This window comes from Archangium sp. (genome assembly GCF_036388035.1).
GTDB lineage: Bacteria > Myxococcota > Myxococcia > Myxococcales > Myxococcaceae > Archangium.
Map to the genome: position 1 here is coordinate 1 of NZ_DASVSO010000416.1, position 19,462 is coordinate 19,462.

13 protein-coding genes are annotated in these 19,462 nt (G+C 71.4%); 1 reads left to right on the top strand and 12 read right to left on the bottom strand.

What is annotated here, in order from left to right; genetic code table 11:
* From VF697_RS16775 to VF697_RS16830, 12 genes are all read right to left on the bottom strand, one after another.
* Positions 1-926 (bottom strand): O-antigen ligase family protein (locus VF697_RS16775; RefSeq protein ID WP_331096165.1); only part of this gene is annotated, 926 nt, incomplete at its 3' end.
* Positions 923-2,023, bottom strand: a complete 1,101-nt coding sequence (locus VF697_RS16780; protein ID WP_331096167.1) for an LptF/LptG family permease — start codon at positions 2,021-2,023, stop codon at positions 923-925. The genes VF697_RS16780 and VF697_RS16775, both read right to left, overlap by 4 nt.
* Positions 2,020-3,132 carry an LptF/LptG family permease gene (locus tag VF697_RS16785; RefSeq protein ID WP_331096169.1) on the bottom strand — a complete coding sequence of 371 codons (1,113 nt, stop codon included), beginning with the start codon at positions 3,130-3,132 and terminating at the stop codon, positions 2,020-2,022. Before VF697_RS16785 ends, VF697_RS16780 begins: the two co-directional genes overlap by 4 nt.
* On the bottom strand, positions 3,129-4,397 hold the full coding sequence (gene purD / locus VF697_RS16790) for a phosphoribosylamine--glycine ligase (protein WP_331096171.1): 1,269 nt from the start codon (positions 4,395-4,397) through the stop codon (positions 3,129-3,131). The genes VF697_RS16785 and purD overlap by 4 nt, the downstream gene beginning before the upstream one ends.
* Before the next feature lies 1 nt (position 4,398).
* Positions 4,399-8,010: a tetratricopeptide repeat protein gene (locus VF697_RS16795; RefSeq protein ID WP_331096173.1), complete on the bottom strand. Its 3,612-nt coding sequence runs from the start codon at positions 8,008-8,010 to the stop codon at positions 4,399-4,401.
* A 3-nt stretch (positions 8,011-8,013) separates the two neighbouring features.
* On the bottom strand, positions 8,014-9,558 hold the full coding sequence (gene purH, locus VF697_RS16800; RefSeq protein WP_414641301.1) for a bifunctional phosphoribosylaminoimidazolecarboxamide formyltransferase/IMP cyclohydrolase: 1,545 nt from the start codon (positions 9,556-9,558) through the stop codon (positions 8,014-8,016).
* A 108-nt stretch (positions 9,559-9,666) separates the two neighbouring features.
* A complete protein-coding gene (locus VF697_RS16805) occupies positions 9,667-10,161 on the bottom strand; it encodes a sigma factor-like helix-turn-helix DNA-binding protein (RefSeq protein WP_331096175.1) in 495 nt (164 codons plus the stop codon).
* Positions 10,162-10,214: 53 nt separating this feature from the next.
* Positions 10,215-10,739: a MerR family transcriptional regulator gene (locus tag VF697_RS16810; RefSeq protein WP_331096177.1), complete on the bottom strand. Its 525-nt coding sequence runs from the start codon at positions 10,737-10,739 to the stop codon at positions 10,215-10,217.
* 220 nt (positions 10,740-10,959) lie between these two features.
* A complete protein-coding gene (locus VF697_RS16815) occupies positions 10,960-12,801 on the bottom strand; it encodes a serine/threonine-protein kinase (protein ID WP_331096179.1) in 1,842 nt (613 codons plus the stop codon).
* Between the two features lie 17 nt (positions 12,802-12,818).
* The gene (locus tag VF697_RS16820; protein ID WP_331096181.1) at positions 12,819-14,744 is read right to left on the bottom strand and encodes a serine/threonine protein kinase; all 1,926 of its coding nucleotides are present in this window, start codon (positions 14,742-14,744) and stop codon (positions 12,819-12,821) included.
* Between the two features lie 120 nt (positions 14,745-14,864).
* Complete coding sequence (locus VF697_RS16825; RefSeq protein ID WP_414641302.1) at positions 14,865-15,152, bottom strand: hypothetical protein; 288 nt, start codon at positions 15,150-15,152, stop codon at positions 14,865-14,867.
* A 246-nt stretch (positions 15,153-15,398) separates the two neighbouring features.
* The gene (locus VF697_RS16830; protein ID WP_331096185.1) at positions 15,399-18,350 is read right to left on the bottom strand and encodes a choice-of-anchor D domain-containing protein; all 2,952 of its coding nucleotides are present in this window, start codon (positions 18,348-18,350) and stop codon (positions 15,399-15,401) included.
* A gap of 309 nt (positions 18,351-18,659) precedes the next feature.
* On the opposite strand from VF697_RS16830, the gene pssA reads away from it, so the two are divergent.
* Positions 18,660-19,301, top strand: a complete 642-nt coding sequence (gene pssA, locus VF697_RS16835) for a CDP-diacylglycerol--serine O-phosphatidyltransferase (protein WP_331096187.1) — start codon at positions 18,660-18,662, stop codon at positions 19,299-19,301.
* Positions 19,302-19,462 lie beyond the last annotated feature (161 nt).

The window sequence follows — 19,462 nt, forward strand, 5'->3', positions numbered from 1 at the left end:
AGGCGGGCCTGGAAGCGCCCTGGCCCCACGCCCGTGACGGGGCTCTCGCGCACCGCGCACAGGCCCGTCTCCAGCAGCGCGGAGCGGCTCCCCGAGCCCTGCTCCGTGTTGCTGTTGAGGAAGCGCTCGCGCAGCGGCGCGTTGAGGGTCAGCGCGAGCACGGCCAGCCCCAGCACCGCCGCGCACGCCGGCACGGCCACACGCCTCGGCAGACCGAGCATCACCAGCAACCCCAGCACCGCCACCAGGGCCACGCTGGCCGCTCGCGCGTACGGGAAGAGGCCCACCGAGACGAGTCCCACCGCCGCCAGCGCCAGCGCCACGGCCCGGCGCCGGCCCTGGAGGCGCAACCCCACGCCCAGGGCGAAGGCCACCCCCATGCCGCCGATGTGCGAGAACTTCAGCCGGTGGAACAACAGGCCTCCGGCCATGAAGCGACTCTCCGTGCCGGGCACGGCCTCGTAGACACGGTCGAATGGCAGTCGCGTCCACGCGAGCGGTGCCCAGGCCTCCGGCGCGGGCCACACGCCGAAGTGCTGCAACCCGGCCACCGCGCACGAGGCGACAAACACGCCGCCCAGCACCCACGCCAGCCGCACCCGCCGCGCGTCCGACAGATGGCCGAGCGCCACCGCCGCCACGGGAATGCCCGCGAAGTCCAGCAGGCGGGCCACGCCGGTACCGCTCGGCGGGTGGCCGGACAGCAGCGGCACCAGCAGCGCCCAGGCGAGAAAGGCCACCAGGGGCGCCCACGCGCGCAGGGCTCCGCGCACGGTGACGCCGTCCTGTCGGGCCGCCACCAGCGCCATCAGCGCGCAGCCCGCGAGCCCCACGGCCGCGAGCGCCTCCAGGAACAGGCAGCCCACGCCCCACAGGGCCAGGAACACCAGGAAGCCGCGCTCGAGCACCTCGGTTCGCACGTTCACGCGCCGCGTCTCCCCAGTCGTCCCTCGCCGCGCAGCCACAGCAGGACGGCGGCCACCACCAGCAGCGCGGTGGGCATCCACGCGGCCACCACGGGCGTCAGCCGCTCGGTGAGCACCAGCGTGCGGGACACCACCATCAGGCCCCACATCGTCACGGAGATGAGCAGGCCCTCGACGATGGCCACCGTCAGGTGCCCCTTGCGTCCCGGGCGCAGTGCCAGCCCCACCGCCAACATCGCCGCGGGGAAGCCCGCCAGCGGGTAGGCGAAGCGGTTGTGGAGCGCGAGCGAGAACTGCCGGGACTCCAGCCCCACCTCCTCGCGCACGACGATCTGCTCGCGCAGCACGGGCAGCCGCATCTGCTCGGGCCGGCCGGGGCGGATGCGGAACGTCTCCGCGCTCACGCCCAGGTCGTACTCGGCCTCCTCCAGCTCGCGCACCGAGGACTGGCCGTCCTTGGTGAAGGAGCGCTCCACCACGCCGCTCAGCCTCCAGCGGGTGCCCTCCACCGAGTGCATCTCGTTCGCGTCCAGGCGCCGCGCCAGCCGGAAGTCCGGGGTGACGGTGAGCACGGACACGGTGTCGAAGCCGTCCTGCGCGCTGCCGCCTCGCAGGTAGAAGATGTGCTCGCCCCGGCGGAACCACTGCTTGGGCGAGTGGTACAGGCCCCAGTCCCCCCAGCGGTTGAAGCGCTGGGTGGTGATCTCCTCCACGCGCCGGGAGGCCCGCACGCTCACCCACTCGTCGAAGGCCACGAGCCCCACGCACGCGAGCCCCACGCACAGGGCCACCGGCAGGTAGAGGGCGGAGGGCCCGAAGGTGAGCGACTGCATGGCCGTCACCTCGCCGCGCTTGCGCAGGGAGGACACCGAGGCCCCGGCCGCCAGCAACAGCGCCGCCGGCCCGAGCTGCTGCGTGGCCACCAACGCCTTGTTGGCGTACAGCAGCATCACGTTCCAGACCCAGCCCTCGCCGGAGTAGTTGCGCGCCCGGTCCACGAAGTCCACCACGAGGAAGATGGTGAGCACGGCGGCGAAGATGCCCACCGCGAACTGGACGTAGGTGCGAGCCACGTAGCGGAAGAGCGTCCGGTTCACCGCACTGTCCCCGAGCGGCTGACGCGGTACATGGCCACGAGCCCCGCCGTGCAGAAGAGGATGTTGGCGAGCTGGCCCGCCAGGAGCACCGGCATCTTCCCCTGCTGGCCCAGCTGCTCGAAGAAGCGCATGAGCAGGTAGAAGAGGACGTAGCCGCCCAGCGTGAGGAGGTAGCCCCACGCGCGCCCGCCCTGCCGGCGCCCGATGGCCAGCGGCGTGCCCAGCAGCGCGAAGGACAGCGGCGCGAGCGCGTTGCCCAGCCGGTTGTGCAACGCCATGAGGAAGGAGCGGGGATCTCCCCCGGTGCGCTCGGCCTCTTCGGCGGCCTGCAGCAGCTCACTGGGGGTGAGCTCCTCCTTGGGCGAGCGGAAGCGGTTGCGCCGGCCCATGGAGCCCTCCACGCCCACGGCGATCTCCCCCTTCTGGAAGGTGATGACCGAGTAGTTCTCGGAGCCCCGGTTGGCCCGGTGCGCCTCGCCATCCGCGAGCACCAGCGTCAGCACCTGCCCGGCCACGTTCGTGTTCACCTGACCCTGGCGCGCGAGCATCAGCAGCGGCGCGGACCGCTCGCGGTCGTCGTGGAGCAGCACGTTGGTCCACCCACGATCCTCGCCTTCCACCTTCTCCGCGTAGAGCGTGAGGTTGGAGAGGTCCTCGTAGAAGACGCCGGACTTCACGTCGCCCACCACGTTCTTCTTGATGATTTCGGCGACGAACTCCTTCACGCCGGTGAGGCCCCAGGGCTCGACGGTGGAGGTGATCAGCACCATCAACCCGGCGAGCACCGCGCCGATGGCCAGCGGCCCCGCGAGCAACTGCGCCGGGCCGATGCCGAGCGCCTGCAGCGCGGTGAGCTCGCGATCCTCCGCCAGCCGGCCCAGCCCCAGGAGGATGGCCAGGAGGAAGGCGATGGGCAGCGCCATCATCAGGAAATGCGGCGCGAGGTAGAGGAGCAGCCGCCCGAGGTCCCCCAGCGTCACCGCGGACCCGAGGAGCACGTCCGTGCCCCGCAGGAACTGCATGACGAAGAGCAGCAGGAAGAGGAACGCCACCCACACACAGAGGGGGATGACCAGTTCCTTCAGCAGGTAGCGGGCGAGCAGCTTCACGGCGTCGTTGCTGGCGCCCGAAGTCCCTTGGCGCCGATGTCGCGGCGGAAGTGCATGCCCTCGAAGCGGATGCGGGCCGTGGCGGCGTACGCGGTGGAGCGGGCCTCCGCCAGGTCCGCCCCGCGCGCGCACACGGTGAGCACCCGGCCCCCGGTCGTGAGCCACCCGCCGCCCTTGTCCTCCACCCCCGCGACGAACACGGGGGCGTCGGCCGGCACCGTGTCGACACCCTCGATGCGATCACCCTTCCGCGGCGCTTCCGGGTAGCCCTGGGCGGCGAGCACCACGCCCACCGAGGCCCCGGGATGCACCGCGAGGGGACGCGACTCCAGCCGTCCGCGCGCGCACGCCTCCAGCAGCGGCAGCACGTCCTCCGCCAGCTGCATCATCAGCACCTGCGTCTCGGGGTCCCCGAAACGCGCGTTGAACTCGAGCACCTTGGGGCCACCTCGCGTCAGCATCAGCCCCGCATACAGCGCACCCTTGAAGGGGATTCCCCGCCGCCGCAGCGTCGCCAGCGTCGGGGCGATCACCTGCTCGCCCACCGCGGAGAGCTGCTCCGGGGACAGGAACGGCGCCGGTGCGTACGCGCCCATTCCGCCGGTGTTGGGGCCCGTGTCGCCCTCCCCCACCCGCTTGTGGTCCTGCGCCGGGGGGAGCAGCACATAGCGCTCGCCGTCACAGAGCGCGATGACGGAGACCTCCTCGCCCTCGAGCAGCTCCTCCAGCACCATCCGCTGGCCCGCCGAGCCCATGGCGCCCACCGCGCGCACGGCCTCGCGGGCCGCCCGCGCGTCCTGCGCCACGATGACGCCCTTGCCCGCGGCCAGCCCATCCGCCTTGACGACGATGCGCCCCTGCGCCACGGCGTAGGCCTCGGCCTGGGCCACGTCGGTGAACACCTGGAAGCCGGCGGTGGGCACGCCCGCCTCGGCCATGATCTCCTTGGCGAAGGCCTTGGAGCCCTCGATGCGCGCGGCCCCGGCCACCGGGCCGAAGCACGGGATGCCGGCCGCGGCGAGCGCATCCGCCACACCCGCCACCAGCGGCGCCTCCGGGCCCACCACCACCAGGTCCACCCGCTCCCGCCGGGCCAGCGCCACCACCGCGTCGGGCGCGTCCGCCTGGAGGGGGACGTTGGTGCCCACGCGGGCGGTGCCCGGATTGCCCGGGCCCACCAGCAGCTTCGTCAGCAGCGGGCTCTGGGCCAGCTTCCATGCGAGCGCGTGCTCTCGCGCGCCGGAGCCGAGGAGAAGGACCTTCACGTCAGCCTCGTTTGTCGAGCATGTAGAGCACGCGCTTGGCGGGCATGTACGAGGGATCCAGCCCCAGCAGTCGGACCAGTCGCGTGCGGACCGAGTCGCGGCTGGTGACCGCCTCCAGCTCGGCCAGCTTCACCTCCGCCGCGTACAGCTTCGGGGCGAGCGTCACCGCCTCGCGGAAGGCCTTCTTGGCCGGCTCCACCTGCTTGGCCTCCACCAGCACGAGCCCCTGGGCGAGGTGGGCGATGGCCACCTGGCGTCCGCCCGCGACCGCGCGACCGGCATGCCCACTCGCCGCCTTCAGGTCCTTGCGACCGCCCAGCACGCCCAGCGAGATGAACGCCCGGTAGGCGGACGCGGGAGCGTTGTTGGAGTCCACCTCGTTCACCTGCTTCAGCATCTTCTCCGCGGCGGCGGCATTGCCCTGGTGGAAGCGCAGGAGCCCCTCGTAGAGGTGCGGCAGGATGTCGTCGTCGCCCTGGGCGATGCCCACGATGGAGCCCTCGAGCCCCTCGAGCAGATCTCCCGGACGCAGGTAGAAGGACGTGACGACGGGCCTCGGGGCCAGTCGCAGCGGATCCGCCTGGAGCACCTGGGCGAGCACGCGGAAGGCCTCGTCCCGGCGTCCCTCCTGGGCGGCGGCCACTCCGGCCAGCAGCAGCGCGTCCGAGCGGCGCGGATCCATCCGCGCGACTTCCATGAAGCGCTCCATCGCCTCGATGGGCTTGCGCTCCAGCAGTCGCAACCGGCCCTCGAGCAGCTTCTCCAGCTCCGGCTCCTCGAGGTGACCCCGCAGGGAGGCGAGATGACCGGCCGCCGCCGCCGCATCCTTGCGAGCCAGCGCCACCAGGAAGAGCTGGAGCTGCGCGGCCGGGTTGCCCTTCACCAGCTCCAGGGACTCGCGAGCCGCCTTGGCCGCCGCGTCCAGGTTGTTGGCCGAGCGCTCCGCGGCCGCCAGGTGCAGCAGCAGCTCCGCCACCTCGCGATCCTCATACTTCTCGCGGTTGCGCAGCATCCCGCGCATGGCCCCCAGCGAACCGGGCAGCCCACCTTCCACTTGATAGCGCAGCACCGCGAGCGACAGGAGCGCCTGGAAGTCCCCGGGCGAGCTCTTGAGACGCGTCTCGTAGAGCTGGCGCGCCCGCTCCACCTCGCCCACCTCCAGGAACATGCGGGCGAGGGTGATGCGGGTCTCCCAGTGGTCGGCGTCCTGCGTGAGCCGCTTCTCCAGGCGATCGATCGCCAGCGAGAAGTCGCCCGCCGTCTCATCGGCCAGCGCGCGGTAGTAGTGGACGCGCTGGAGGTCCGACGCGATCGCCAGCGCCGAGTCGAAGTGCTGATTGGCCAGCTCGCGCGAGGACGTCAGGAAGACGCGCCCCAGCACCAGGTGGGCCTCGGCCTTGGGCGCCGTGGCATCCTTGGGAATGGCCAGCACCTCCTCGGCGAGCTTGCGCGCCTCATCCACGTTCTCCGACTGACGCGAACGGGCGAGCAGGAGGTTGGCGTGGGCCACCAGCAGCTCCGCCTCCCGGTGGGCCCGGCTCTCGGCGGCCTCGATGAGGGAGCGCGCCTCCTGGAAGGTGGCGTCGTCCATCCGCGCGCCATGCCCCAACGCGAGCGCCTGGACATAGCCGCCGATGGCCGCGTCGCTCTTCGGATCCAACAACAGCGCCCGCTGGAAGGACTCGGCCGCCTGCGAGTAGGACAGACGCTGGTCCTTGGCGAGCAGCGACTGCCCCTCGGCGAGGAGCTGCTTGCTGTCACCGCTGCCGGCATCCACGAACATGAGCTGCCAGCGCGGCAGCACGGCCTCCACCGCGGGAGGCAGCGTGGCGGCCGTGGGCTGATTCACCGGGGGCGCGGACTCTCCGCCACCGCCGAGGTTCTGGCCCACCAGCTCCTTCACCTGGGGAACGAAGACGTACGCGGCTCCAGCGCCACCGACCAGCAGCAGGAGTACCAGGGCGCCCACCAGCGCGCCGCGACCCCGCCCGCTGGAAGCGGACACGGCCACACCCGTCATGGTGTTGGAGCGCTGGCCCGTGGGGCGGACCCCACTGCGAGCCTCGGCCGACAGCGTGGGCGGAGGAGCCCCGCTGGAGCGTCCCTCGCTGCCCGCCTCGGGCGGCAGCGGCGTGGCCCCCGAGGCCCCATTGCCCATCGGCGGCAGGTCGAGGACCTCCACGGACCTGGCGGCGGGCGGGGGCGCGGAGGACGGCTTCGCACGCTGGCGACAGTCCTCGCATGCACCGAGTGCCTGATCGAACGGATCCACCAACGACTTGCCGCACTCACGGCACGCCTTCGGCGCGGCGTCGAACGAGGGAGCCGCCGCGGGCGTGGGAGCCCTCACGGGCGCCGCGGGAGCAGGAGCCGGAGCCCTGGCGGGAGCCGGAGCGGGAGCCTGTTGCGGCTGCGAGGTGGGCGCGTCGAAGAAGTCGAGAAGCGGATCACCCTCGGGAGCCGCGGCGGCCGGGGCTGCCTGAGCGGCCGGCTGGGGCGGCGCATCGAACCCCGGAGGCGAGTTGAAGTCGAACAGCCCGTCGTCCTCCGGAGCCGGGAACGCCTCGGGCGCCGGCCTGGCCTGCACGGGCAGCGCGGCCGGCCTGGCCTGCACGGGCGGCGCGGCCGGCTTCGGCTGAGGCGCGGGAGCCGCCGGCGGGGGCGGCATGCTGAAGCCGGGAGGCGCGTTGAAGTCGAACAGCCCGTCGTCCTCCGGAGCCGGGAACGGCTCGGGAGCGGGCTTCGCCTGCACGGGAGGCGCGGCCGGCTTCGGCGGAGGCACGGGAGCCGCCGGCGGGGGCGGCGCATCGAATCCCGGAGGAGAGTTGAAGTCGAACAGCGCATCGTCCGACGGCTCCGGGAAGGTCGGAGCCGCGGGCTTGGGCTGCACGGGCGCGGCCGGCTTCGCCTGCACCGGAGCAGCCGGCCTGGCCTGCACGGGCGGGGCGGCCGGCTTCGCCTGCACGGGCTTGGGCGCTGGCGCTGGCGGAGGCGGGGCGATGTCGTCGAACAGCAGATCGCCCGACGGAATCGCGTACCCCGGCGTGGCCGGCCTGTCCTGGGCCGGACTGGACGCGGACAGGTCGATGCTGTCGAACAGCGGATCGCCTCCGCCCCCCGAGGAGAGCGGATTGGACGGAGACGACTGGGTGAGCTCCGCGAGATCGCCGAACAGCGAGTCCTTCGCCAGGGCCGGAGAGGCCGTGGCCGGAGCCCTGCCGATCGCGGCGAGATCTCCCAGCAGCGAGTCGGACTCGCCCGCATTGGGATCCGGCGCCGGTTCCATGTCTCCAAGGTCCCCGAAGAGCGAGTCGTTCAGGGAGCCCGACGGAGTCATCGGAACGGGAGCGGCAGCGGGCTTCGCCGCCGCCGCGGGCTTCGCGACAGCGGGCTTGGCCGCGACAGCGGGTTTCGCCACGGCGGCGGGCTTGGGCGCCGGAGCCGTGGCAACAGGAGCGGGAGCAGCCGGCGCGGCCGGCTGCGCGGGAGCGTCCTCCCGCTTCACCAACTGCAGATGGCGGCAACGCGGACACTGCGCGCGCACACCCTTCGGGGTGATGACCCGGTCATCGATGGCGTAGGCCGCCGCACACTTTTGACAGACGATCCGCATGGTTCAGTGCCGGAAGTGTCGCACTCCCGTCACCACCATTGCCATTCCATGTTCATCGGCGGCGGCGACGACCTCTGAGTCGCGGACCGAGCCGCCAGGCTGGACCACGCAGGTCGCCCCTGCCCGAGCAGCCTCATCGAGCCCATCCCTGAACGGAAAGAAGGCGTCCGAGGCCACGGCGCTCCCCTTGAGTGCTTCCCCTCCACGTGCGGCGGCGATTTTCACGGAATCCACACGGCTGGTCTGGCCTCCACCCGCTGCCAGTAACTTCGAGCCGTTGGAGAAGACGATGGCGTTGCTCTTCACGTGCTTGCACACCTTCCAGGCGAAGCGCAGGGCCTTCTCCTCGTCCGCCGTGGGGGCGCGCTTGCTGACCACCTTCCACTCGAGCGGGGGCTCGACCGCATCCTTGTCCTGTAGCACCAGGCCGCCGGACACGCTGCGGGCCTCCAGTTGGGCTCGGGGACGGGCCTGGGGCGAGGCCAGCGCGGCCCCGGCCTCCAGCAGACGCAGGTTCTTCTTGGCCGACAGCACCTGCAGGGCCTCGGCCGAATAGGACGGGGCGATGACGGCTTCCAGGAACGTCTCCGCGAGCGCCTCGGCGCAGGTGCGATCCACCTCGCGGTTGAGCGCCACGATGCCCCCGAAGGCGGACACCTCGTCGATGGCGCGCGCCGTGCGGTAGGCCGTGGTCAGCGACGTGTCCAGCGACACACCGCAGGGCGTGTTGTGCTTGATGATGACCGCGCAGGGCTGCTCGGGGAACTCCAGCACCAGCCCGAGCGCCGCATCCAGGTCCAGGATGTTGTTGTAGGAGAGCTCCTTGCCCTGGAGGACGCGGGAGAAGGCCACGGTGGGCTCGGCGGGCGCGGCGTGCTCACGGTAGAAGGCGCCGCGCTGGTGCGGGTTCTCGCCGTAGCGCAGGTTCTGCACCTTCTGGAACGCGAGCGTCTGCTCGGGGGGAAAGGGCTCCCCGGCCTGGGTCGACAACCAGCCCGCGATGGAGGCGTCATAGGCCGCGGTATGCGCGAAGGCCTTGCGCATCAACTGCCGGCGCGTCTCCTCGCTCGTGGCGCGGGACTTCTCCAGCTCGGCGAGCACGGCCTCGTAGTCGTCCGGATCCACCACCACCGTCACGTGGCGGAAGTTCTTCGCCGAGGCGCGCACCATGGCGGGCCCGCCGATGTCGATCTGCTCGATGACATCGGCCTCGGCGGCTCCGGAGGCGACCGTCTGCCGGAAGGGGTAGAGGTTGACGGCCACCAGGGAGATGGGCGCGATGCCATGGGAGGCCATCTCCGCCTTGTCGCTCTCCACGTCCAGACGGCCGAGGAGGCCACCATGGATGCGCGGGTGGAGCGTCTTCACCCGGCCACCGAGGATCTCCGGGCTCTGGGTGTGCTCGGAGACCTTCCTCGCGGGGACGCCCGCGGCCTGGAGCGCCGCGAGGGTGCCCCCGGTGGAGAGCAGCTCGAAGCCGAGCCGGACGAGTCCTCGAGCGAAGGGGACCAGACCGCGTTTATCGGAAACGCTGAGGAGAGCCAGCACGGGTATGCACGCCTCTGTCTGTGGGAGAGGCGGCCCGTCTAGCAACCACCCCTCTGGGTGTCAACGAAGCGTGCGGCCCGTGTCGGCCCCTGGCTCCGAGCCCGATTTTCAGGGCTTGCGGGCGGACACGGGGGGCTCGGCCTCGGTGGCCTCGCGCAGCTTCAGCAGGCCGCGCGTCTCCACCTGGCGGATGCGCTCGCGGGTGAGGTTCATGATGGCCCCCACCTCCTCGAGCGTGATGCCGCCCTTCTCCGCCACGTCCAGGGCGCAGGTGTGCTCCAGCTCCCAGATCTCCTTGTCCGGGAAGTTGAGCTTGATGGAGCCCGTCTCCGGGTTCACATCCAGGTAGAGGTTGTGCTTGCAGGACACGAAGAGGCACGGGCGCGGGCCGTTCACACAGTCCGCCCGCGTCTTCGGCCGCTGCGAGTCGACGGCGTTGAGCAGATCCGACTCCTCGGGGTCGATCTGGCCCGTCAGCCGACGGCGCCGCAGGTCGCGCGCCATCTCCTTCCGCGACATCGTCTTCGAGCGCCGGCGCTCCGCCCCACCCTCTGCATCCGCTGGCGCCTCCTCCTCCGGCCGCTCCTGCTTCACTTCAGACATGTCCTGTCCCCTCCAACGATTTTTCCACTCTACCCGTTCCCCTCCCCCCCAGCCTATTGCGAATGGAGCTTTTCGTCTTGGCGCGCGGTAACCGCGCTCCCCAACCGGGCCACGTCCCGGACCAGCTCCTGGGCCCTTGACCTCAGCGTGGCCAGCTCCTCCTCCAATGTGCGCCGGTACTCCGCACCGAAGGCTCGCTCCCCCAGCTGATCCTGAAAACCCTCGAACACCTCGGAGAGATCTCGCTCGAGCTGATCGATGTGATTCCTATGGAACAAGAAGGAGCGCTTGATGTCCTCCAGGGTGTGACCTTCCGCCATCATCTTCTTGATGGCGTTGATCCGCCGCACCGCCTCCACCGGGTACAGCCCCCGGCTTCCCTGGTGCTTCCCCTTGCGCCCCACCCGGCGGCTGCGAGGTAGCAGTCCTACCTGCACGTACTTGCGGAACGTCGCCTCGGAGAGCTGAACGCCGCGCGGACGGAAGATCTCGACGATCTCCCTCGCGGGAAGACCTCCGGCGAAGTCGCGTTCGATGCGCTCGAGCTCCTCGGGATCCAGCAACCGTCCGCCTTCCATTGAATATATTCTACTGAATGGACGCCATTGAATGCCAGAACGCACGCGACACTGTCAAGAAAAGCCTGTAGCGGCCCGGAGCGCTGGGCGCACGAAGGCCGGGCGCGGCGGGCGGACCGGGGCGCGAGGCGGGGTTACGGGAGCTGGCGAAGGACGGCCGACGTCGGCGGCACACGCGCGTCGCGCGCGTCACCGGCCCGGGGCCTCGACGTCCCGCTTTCTAGCGCTTGCGTCCGTCGAAGCTCTTCGTCACCGAGCCATGGGCGGTGATGGAGACATCGAAGGTCTTGGACGCGCCCGAGGGGGGCTGGAAGGTGACCTTGTAGGCACCCGGCGGAAGCGAGTACCTGGAGGTCCCCTGCACTTCCCGGGGCTTCTGGCCCGTGACGAGGACGGTGGCGTAGGGGGTGGCGCGAACGATGAGGGTGCCCTTGGCCTCGACGGGCGCGGGCGCGGGCTCCACGGCCGCCACGACACCGGCATCGGCCGCGGCCGTGGGAGCGGGCCCGGAAGCAGGCGGCGTGGGAACCGCGACCTTCACTTCGGACGGAGCAGCGGGGGCCTCCTCGGGCTTGGAGGAAGCACCCCGCGCGGCGGGAGGCGTGGGAGCCGGTACCGTCGATGGCAGCACCAGGGCCGCCGCGCCACCGATGAGGACCAGGGCCGCCACACCCGCCCCCACCCAGAGGCCCTTGCCCCTGCCCTTCGCTCCAGCGGACTCCTGCGCGGAGGTGACGGTGGGCATCACCTGGGCCACCCGAACGGGGGCGACGGACTTCGGCGCGCTCTCCCGCCCCTCGGGGCTCGGCACGGGCACCGGGTGGGAGTCCCTCGCGTCCGGGACCGAGGGCATCGGAATCGTGGGGCGCTCGGACGGAGCCCCCTCCCCCTCCTGGCCGCGCGGCAGCACCAGGGTGGACGCGGAGACGAGGGACTCCTCGGGCGGGGCGCCGCGCACCGGCTTGTTGCGCTCCGAGGACGAGCTGGCGTTGCGCGGCAGCACCGCGGTGGGCTCGCGGGGGGCGGGCGACTCCCCCGTGGGGCTCCGGGCCTGCGTTCCCGAGCCCGTCACGGGCGTGCTGCCGGAGCGGTTCCGCTGCGAGCGCTCCAGCAGCGCGGCCGGGGCCTGGATGAACTGGGTCAGGGGCGCATCGAGCAGCCGCCGCACGAAGGTGGCCACGTCCGTGTCGTCCACGCTCTTCGCGTTGCGCAGCACGCACCCGGCGAGCGCGCGCTCCAACTCGCCCGCCGACTGGAAGCGGGCCTCCGGCTCGCGCTGGAGCGCGGTGACCAGCACCGCGTCCAGGTCCTCCGGCACCTCCGGGTTGAGGCGGGCCGGCGAGGCGATGACGCTCTCGCGCACCGAGCGGAGCACGGCGATGTCCGAGTCCCCGTCGAAGAGCCGGCCCCCGGTGAGCATCTCCCAGAGCACGATGCCGAGCGCGAAGACGTCGGTGCGCGCGTCCACCTCCTCGCCGCGCGCCTGCTCCGGGGACATGTACGCGAACTTCCCCTTGAGCATGCCCGACTGGGTGGCGCCCGCCTTGGCGATGCCGAAGTCGGTGAGCTTCACCGCGCCATCGAGCGACAGCAGCACGTTGTGCGGAGTGACGTCGCGGTGCACCAGCCCCATCAACCCGCCGTCCGGGGACTTGAGCCGGTGCGCGTAGTGCAGCCCGGCCGCCACCTGCGCGCCGATGTGCGCCACCAGCACCGGAGGCACCGCCACGCCCTTCTCCCGGCAGCGCTTGCGCAGGTCCCACAGCGAGCAGCCGCGCACGTACTCCATCGCCAGGTAGTACGAGTCGTCGTGCTTGTCGAAGTCGAAGATCTGCACCACGTTGGCGTGGTTGAGCCGCGAGGCCAGCCGCGCCTCCGCGATGAACATCTGCACGAAGCCCTCGTCATCCGCGAGGAACGTGCGCACCCGCTTGATGACGACTTCCTTCTCGAAGCCCTCGGGGCCCATCGCGGTGGCCAGGTAGATTTCGGCCATGCCTCCTTCGGCGAGCTTGCGCTTGACGACGTACTTGCCGATCGGGGTGCCTGCTTCGATTGTCACGGCGGAGATCCAGGGGTCTAGAACTGCACGACCACGATGTTGGGGACGTTGGGCTTCACCTCGACCCGCCGGGTGCGCGTGCCCTGGTCCGGATTCGAGAACTTGCACTCATAGGTGCCAACGGTCATCTGCACGTCCCGGAAGGGCGTCTCGCCCATCTTGGTCCCATTGCACGAAACCTCGGCCCACACCGTGATCGGCTTCACCACGAAGCGGACCATGGCCTTGCCCTGCGGACGGATCTCCCGCACCTCCGCCACGACGGCCCGGGCGGGCTCCGGCTTGTGCTCGTCGTTCGGGGACGAAGCCACGGCCTGGCGAGGGAGCCGTGTCTCCCCGGTCGACGCCTGTGCGGTGGAGGTGCCCCCCCCCGAGGCGACCGCCGGGGGCTTGCCGACCGGTGCCTGCGAGGGCTCCGTGCGCGGGGTGGGCGGGGCGGAGACGACCACGGTGGGCTTGGACTCTTCCCTCGGGGTCGGCTTCGGCTGCGTCATGGGCCTGGTCGTCGCGCTCGAAGGCACCGGGGAGGACTCCGGACGCAGCGCCCACCAGGCGCCCACGAGCAGGCCCACCAGGATGCCCCCCATGACGAACCCCACCGCCAGCCGGTTCGACTTCTTCCGGGGAGCGGGCGCGGGTGCCACGGGAGCGGGGGCAGGAGCCGCGGGCAGGGCGGGCTGCCGCACCCGGCTCGGCCTCGGCACGGGCCGCCCGGAGGAGCGCGGCTCCTCTCCCAGCTCGGCGCCGCGGCGCGGATCCACGGTGCGCCGGGGCTCGAGCGCCTTGCGCTCCGAGGTGCCACCCCCGCGCGGCTCGCTCCGGGAGGCCCGGGGCGGTGTGCGCGACGGCGGCGTGCGCTCCACCCGAACCGTCGACTCCCGTGCCGGCGGCGCCCCACCCGAGTCCACCTGACGCGGCGCGGCCATCGTCTCGGCGGCCCTGTCGGACGACTTCACCTCGGGCGGAGCGGCGGGCTCGGAGTCCTCCACGAGCACATCGCCCAGCCGGGCCTCCTCGGCCAGCCGCGCGGCGTAGAGGTTCTGCATGAAGTCCGCCACGTGCGCCGAGGACGACGCATGCTGGTGGGCGACGAGCCAGTCCTCCAGCGCGAGCTGGAGCTGCACCGCCTCCGAGTAGCGGTCGTCCGGGCTGCGCGCCAGCGCCTTCATGACGATGGGGTCCAGGCTCTCCGGCACGCGCGGGTTGACCTGGGAGGGCGGAAGGATGTCGCACGCGGCCACCGCCTGCAGCGTGGCCATGTCACTGGGGCGCTTGAAGAGGCGGTTGCAGGTGAGCAGCTCGTACAGCACCACGCCCAGGGCGAAGATGTCGCTGCGCCGGTCCACCTTCTGCCCGGCGGCCTGCTCCGGCGACATGTACGAGTACTTGCCCTTGAGCACCCCCGAGCGCGTGACGGTGGCCTGGTCCGCCGCCTTGGCGATTCCAAAGTCCACCACCTTCACCCGCCCCTCGAACGTCAGCAGGATGTTCTGCGGCGAGATGTCCCGGTGGACGATGTTCAGCGGCTTGCCGCTGGCGTCCGTCCGCTTGTGCGCGTAGTCCAGGCCCGCGCAGGCCTCGATGATGACGCGGCACACCAGCGGCACGGGCACGGGCGTGTCGGCCCGGTCCGCCCGCTTCCACACGCGCCGCAGGTCCTCACCATGGATGTACTCCATGGCGATGAAGAAGCTGTCGTCCTGCGAGCCCAAGTCGTAGATCTGGACGATGTTGGGGTGGTTGAGCCGGGCGGCGATGCGCGCCTCGTCCAGGAACATCCGGACGAAGTCCTCGTTCTCCGCCAGGTGCGGGAGGATGCGCTTGACCACCAGCCGCTTCTCGAAGCCCTCGGGGCCCCGCTGACGCGCGAGGTAGATCTGCGCCATGCCACCCATGGCGAGCTTTTTGAGGAGCTGGTAGTTGCCGTAGTTCTCGATCGACACGGTGCGCCATGCCCCCTTCCCACGGCAGGGCAGCCGTGGACGGAGGCACCCGGGTGCGGAAGGACCCGAGCGTAAGCGGCCCGGCGTGGAGGGTCAAACCTCCTGTCGATCCTCCCTCGCCTACCCCCCGCGGCGGGCGGGGGCTCGGACCTGGCGGGTCTCACGCATGAGCGCTTCCAGCTCGTCCAGGTACCGCTGGAGCAAGGGCATCAGCACGGGCGCGGCATCCACCCGGTCGAAGAGGTCCAACACCCGGTCCACCTTGCGTTCGATCTCCGCGGCCCGGGCCGGGGTGATGCGGCGCAGCAACAGGTCCACCCCTGCCTCCATCAGCGCCCGGGCCACCGCGTCGCGAGACACGAGCGGCTCATCCTGCCGGCGCTGCCCACCGCCCTCGATGACTCGCAGGCCGCCTGGCTGGCGGGCGAACGAGGGCGTGGAGCGGGCGAGCGGGCGCTCGGAGGTGGAGTTGTCGTCGTGCTGTCGGGAGCTCACCGTCGCCTCCTGCTGCGGGGACGCCCTCAGGGTACTCAGCATGGGTGGCCTTCCAATTTTCCGGTCAACCGCACAGACCGATGCAGAGCTGTAGCACCCGCGTCCGACATGGGGCGCCGGAGGCCGGATTCTCGGCCCCGGCGCGTTTGCGCCCCGCGCTCAGCGACACACGCGGCGGTAGTGGATCTCCACCTTCGCCCCCGGAGCAGGAGCCGTGGAGAAGACGACGCTGTTGCTCGCGCCGTCATAGGTCCAACCGCTCGTCGCCGGAGAGCCGTTCACCCGGACCGTGATGCTGGCCGCGTCTGGCTGCTCGCTGAGCGGGAAGCGGTCCTGCGCGGAGAAGGCCTTGTTGGCCACCGAGCGCAGCAGGGGCGCGTAGTTGTCGGTGCATACGGAGAGCACCTCGCCCCCGGTGCGGGCCGCGGCCTCCGCGTAGCGCGTCCCGGCGCCGCCCGAGGTGGGGCAGCCGGAGGCCGTGGGCGCGATGGCGTAGATGGTCATGCGCTGCGGCTGGTGCTCGCCCTTGCGCGTCTGGAGGAAGCGCACGTAGGTGTCCACGCTGTCGGGCGAGTGGTCGTCCTCGTCGCCCATGAAGACGACCACCAGCGCCGCCTCATCGCGCAGGAAGCCCCGGTTGCCATCGTTCTTCTGGGGCGTGCGCGGGTCGTCCGCGCTGCCCACCAGCGGCTCGGACAGGGCGCGGCGCACGGCCTCGAAGCCCTGCTCCACCACCGCGCACTGGCCCACCGACACGTTGCGCTGCAGCACCGAGGCCAGGTCCGGCGTGCGGTTCGTCAGCAGGCGCGGCCCGCCGTTGTCCACCGGGAAGAAGCGGCCCGCCTCACCGCCTCGGGCCCCGCCGGGGCAGGCGTCGGAGATGGAGTCGATGCCCGTGGTGGTGACCGCCACGTGCATGTCCACGCCCTTGGCCAGCGCGGCGTCGGCGAAGGCGGGCATGGCCGAGACGATGCGTGGCTGCTCCTCCACCATGGACGCGGTGTTGTCCACCACGAAGAGGACGTCCACCTTGGAGCCGTCCTGCTGCACGAAGGTGTCCGTCTTCTCCACCCGCCTGGAGGACTCGCCGATGAGCGGCACGAGCAGCGGCGCGGGCAGGTCCGACACGTCCACGAAGAGCGGCGACATGTTCAGTCCGTGCACCTGGGCCAGGTAGCCCACCTTCACCGTGAAGGCCTCTCCCGGAGCCAGCGTGAAAGGCGTGCTCGGCGTGTCCTCGAGCTCGAACTCGCCATCCGTGGTGCCCGCTCCAATGCGCATCCCCGACACCGTCACGGGCGTCCGGCAGGCGTTGAGGTAGTTCACCTCGCGCGGGGCGGGCGGGCAGTCCGGACGCGCCACGCCGTAGTCCACGAAGCGCGGCGAGGCCACCAGGCACGAGGCCTGCGAGTGGGCCGCCAGCGGCACCAGCACCAGCGGGTTGGCGGGATCCGCCGGCTCGAGCTGCACCGAGCCCAGGAAGTCGCCGCCCGCCGCCGGAGCCGCGAAGGCCACCATGAAGCTGAACCAGTCTCCCGGCCACATGACGAGGCCGTCCAGCTCGCCGCCCGGCAGGCTGAACACCCCACCCCCGTTGTCGCGCAGGCGGATGTTCTTCACCGCGCACAAGTCCGTGCCCTGGTTGGCCACCTTGATGCCGAGCACCGCGCCCTTGCCGGGCAGCACCGTGCCGAAGTCCACCGCCATCGGGGTGACGGCCACCACGCACGGCGCGTGCTGCTCCGCGAAGCCCGTGAAGTCCAGCTCCGTGGTGTTGCCCGAGTACACGTCCGTGGTCATCACCAGCCGGGCCGCCGCGGCCCCCGCGCGCGTGGGCTCGTAGAAGACCTTGAGGTTCACCTCCTCACCGGGCAGCAGCCGGTGCGGCAGCGCCAGCGGCATGGCGTTGAACTGGACGTCCGCGTCCGGGTGCCCGTCCCGCGAGTGGAACTCGAGCCCGTAAATGGTGAGCGGGCCTCCGTTGGAGGAGCCGCAGTTCTTCACGTTGACCACCACGGCCGTCTTCGAGCCGAGCGGCTGGTTGCCGAAGTCATGGGCGAGCGGCGACACGCACAGCTCCGCCGCGCCACCGAAGCCGCGCAGCCCCACGTCCGTGGTGGGGTTGCGCTTGCTCACCACGTGGAAGAGGGCCTTGTCCTCGGCCGGCCCCATGTGACCCGGGCTGTAGCGCAGCTCCCAGGTCCGCGTCTCACCGGGCCCCAGCACCAGCGGCAGGCCGGGGGCGCCATGGCTGAAGGAGGCGTCCTTGCCCTCCAGGTTCAGCGCCGTCACCGTCATGGGCTCGGTGCTGAGGTTGCGCAGGCGCACCTGCCGGAAGCTGTCCTTGTCCACCGGCACGGAGCCGAAGTCGAGCTCGGGCGGCTCGGCCACCACCGCCCGATCCAGCGACTCGGCCGCCACCTGTACGGGCACGTCCGAGCAGCCGCGGCACGGCGACACCGCCACCGCCACCTGCTTGCGCCCCACCCTCCCGGGCGAGAACGTGAGCGGCACCTCGCGCTGCTCTCCCGGCCCGAGCGTCAGCGGGGCCACGGAGAACTCGTCCCGGTCCGCCCCCAGCAGCTTCGGCGTCACCTCCACCGGCATGTCCGTGGGGTTGTTGACAGTGAAGCTCAGCGTCTTGGAGGACTCGGCCTCGATGCGGCCGAAGTCCAACTGCCGGGGCGACACGCGCGCCCAGGCATCCACCCCCATGCCCTGCAACGGGACACGGATGAGCGGCTCCCGCTTCGCGTCCGAGCGCACCACCAGCGTGGCTGGCAGCGGCCCGGACTCCGGCGGGGTGAAGCGCACCCGCAGCGCGCACTCGCCGCCGGGGATGAGCGTGTGCGGGCCCTCGTGGGTGAAGTCCACCTTCCACGAGCCCGCGGGCCCTTCCACCCAGGCTTCGTCCACGATGATGCGCGCACGCCCCACGTTGCGCAGCACCACCTCCGCCTCGCGTCCGTCGAAGACGGCCACCCGTTGGAAATCCAATCCTCCCGGCGTTGCCGTCAACCGACCGTCGGCGATGGTCGGTCGATCCCGATCCGCGCACCCCGCCAACACCGCCAGCACTGCGAGGACCCACAGGCCCCAGCGCCCGCTCATGGCTCCCATTCCCCTTCCCACCCCCACGCCCCACCAGCCCACCCCGGGACCCACACGAGGGACCCACGGGATCAAGGTGCGAAGCTAGGCACCCAGGGTGGGGCGGGCAACGGCCCAGCGAAGGGAGACTGTCCGCCACGAGAACACCTCCACCCTCCCACCTCCGCGCTGTCAGCTTCCGGGCGAAGCGCGCTCTGCTTCCCATCTCTACGAGCCCCGGCACCGGGTGGAGTGGAAAGAAAGCGGCGAAGGCCGCCAGATGCGCTAAGCCAGGGGGTCCACGCCCCCCCAGGGCCCCGGAGGGACCGCATGACGACGGAGTCGCAGCAGAAACGTGAGCCGCGCCACTTCTCGATGATCCGCACCTTCTCGCCCGCGGACTTCGTCACGCTGGGCAATGCCTTCTCGGGCGCGGGAGCCATCCTCGCCCAGATGCAGTTCCTGGCCACCGGGCAGCCGCGCTGGCTGTGGCTGGCCTTCGGGCTCATGCCGCTGGCCTTCATCCTCGATGCGCTCGACGGGCGCCTGGCGCGCTGGCGCTTCCAGTCCTCGCCGCTGGGCGCGGACCTGGACTCGCTGGCGGACGTCATCTCCTTCGGCGTGGCGCCCGCCGCGCTGGCCTTCTCGGTGGGGCTGCGCGGCGCGCTGGACGTGGTGGTGCTGCTCTACTTCGTGGGCTGTGGCGTCAGCCGCCTGGCACGCTTCAACGTCACCGCTGCCACCCTCTCGGACGGCACCGGCAAGGTGAAGTACTTCGAGGGCACCCCCATCCCCACCAGCCTCGCGCTCGTGCTGGTGCTCGCCATCCTCTTCTGGAAGGGCCTCACCGGGGAGGCGCTTCCCTTCGGCGTGTGGGACATCGGGTCGTTCCAGTTCCACCCGCTGGTGCTGATGTACCTCGCCAGCGGCAGCGCGATGATCAGCAAGACGCTGCGCATCCCCAAGTTCTGAGCTACCGGGTGATGGGCCACCACTGGCGCCGGGTGAGCGCCTGGGAGGTGCCGATGCCGGCGGCCAGCGCTCCGATGCGCAGCGACGTCTGCACCAGGGTGGCGGTGCCCGCCGCGTAGTCCTGCGCGGCCAGCTCCAGCACGGTGCGGAAGGCCAGCACG

Bases quoted from the DNA above. Each gene is read 5' to 3' on its own strand.
- VF697_RS16805 (WP_331096175.1), bottom strand. From the start codon at position 10,161: ATGTCTGAAGTGAAGCAGGAGCGGCCGGAGGAGGAGGCGCCAGCGGAT.
- VF697_RS16810 (WP_331096177.1), bottom strand. From the start codon at position 10,739: ATGGAAGGCGGACGGTTGCTGGATCCCGAGGAGCTCGAGCGCATCGAA.
- pssA (WP_331096187.1), top strand. From the start codon at position 18,660: ATGACGACGGAGTCGCAGCAGAAACGTGAGCCGCGCCACTTCTCGATG.
- VF697_RS16830 (WP_331096185.1), bottom strand. From the start codon at position 18,350: ATGAGCGGGCGCTGGGGCCTGTGGGTCCTCGCAGTGCTGGCGGTGTTG.
- VF697_RS16795 (WP_331096173.1), bottom strand. From the start codon at position 8,010: ATGCGGATCGTCTGTCAAAAGTGTGCGGCGGCCTACGCCATCGATGAC.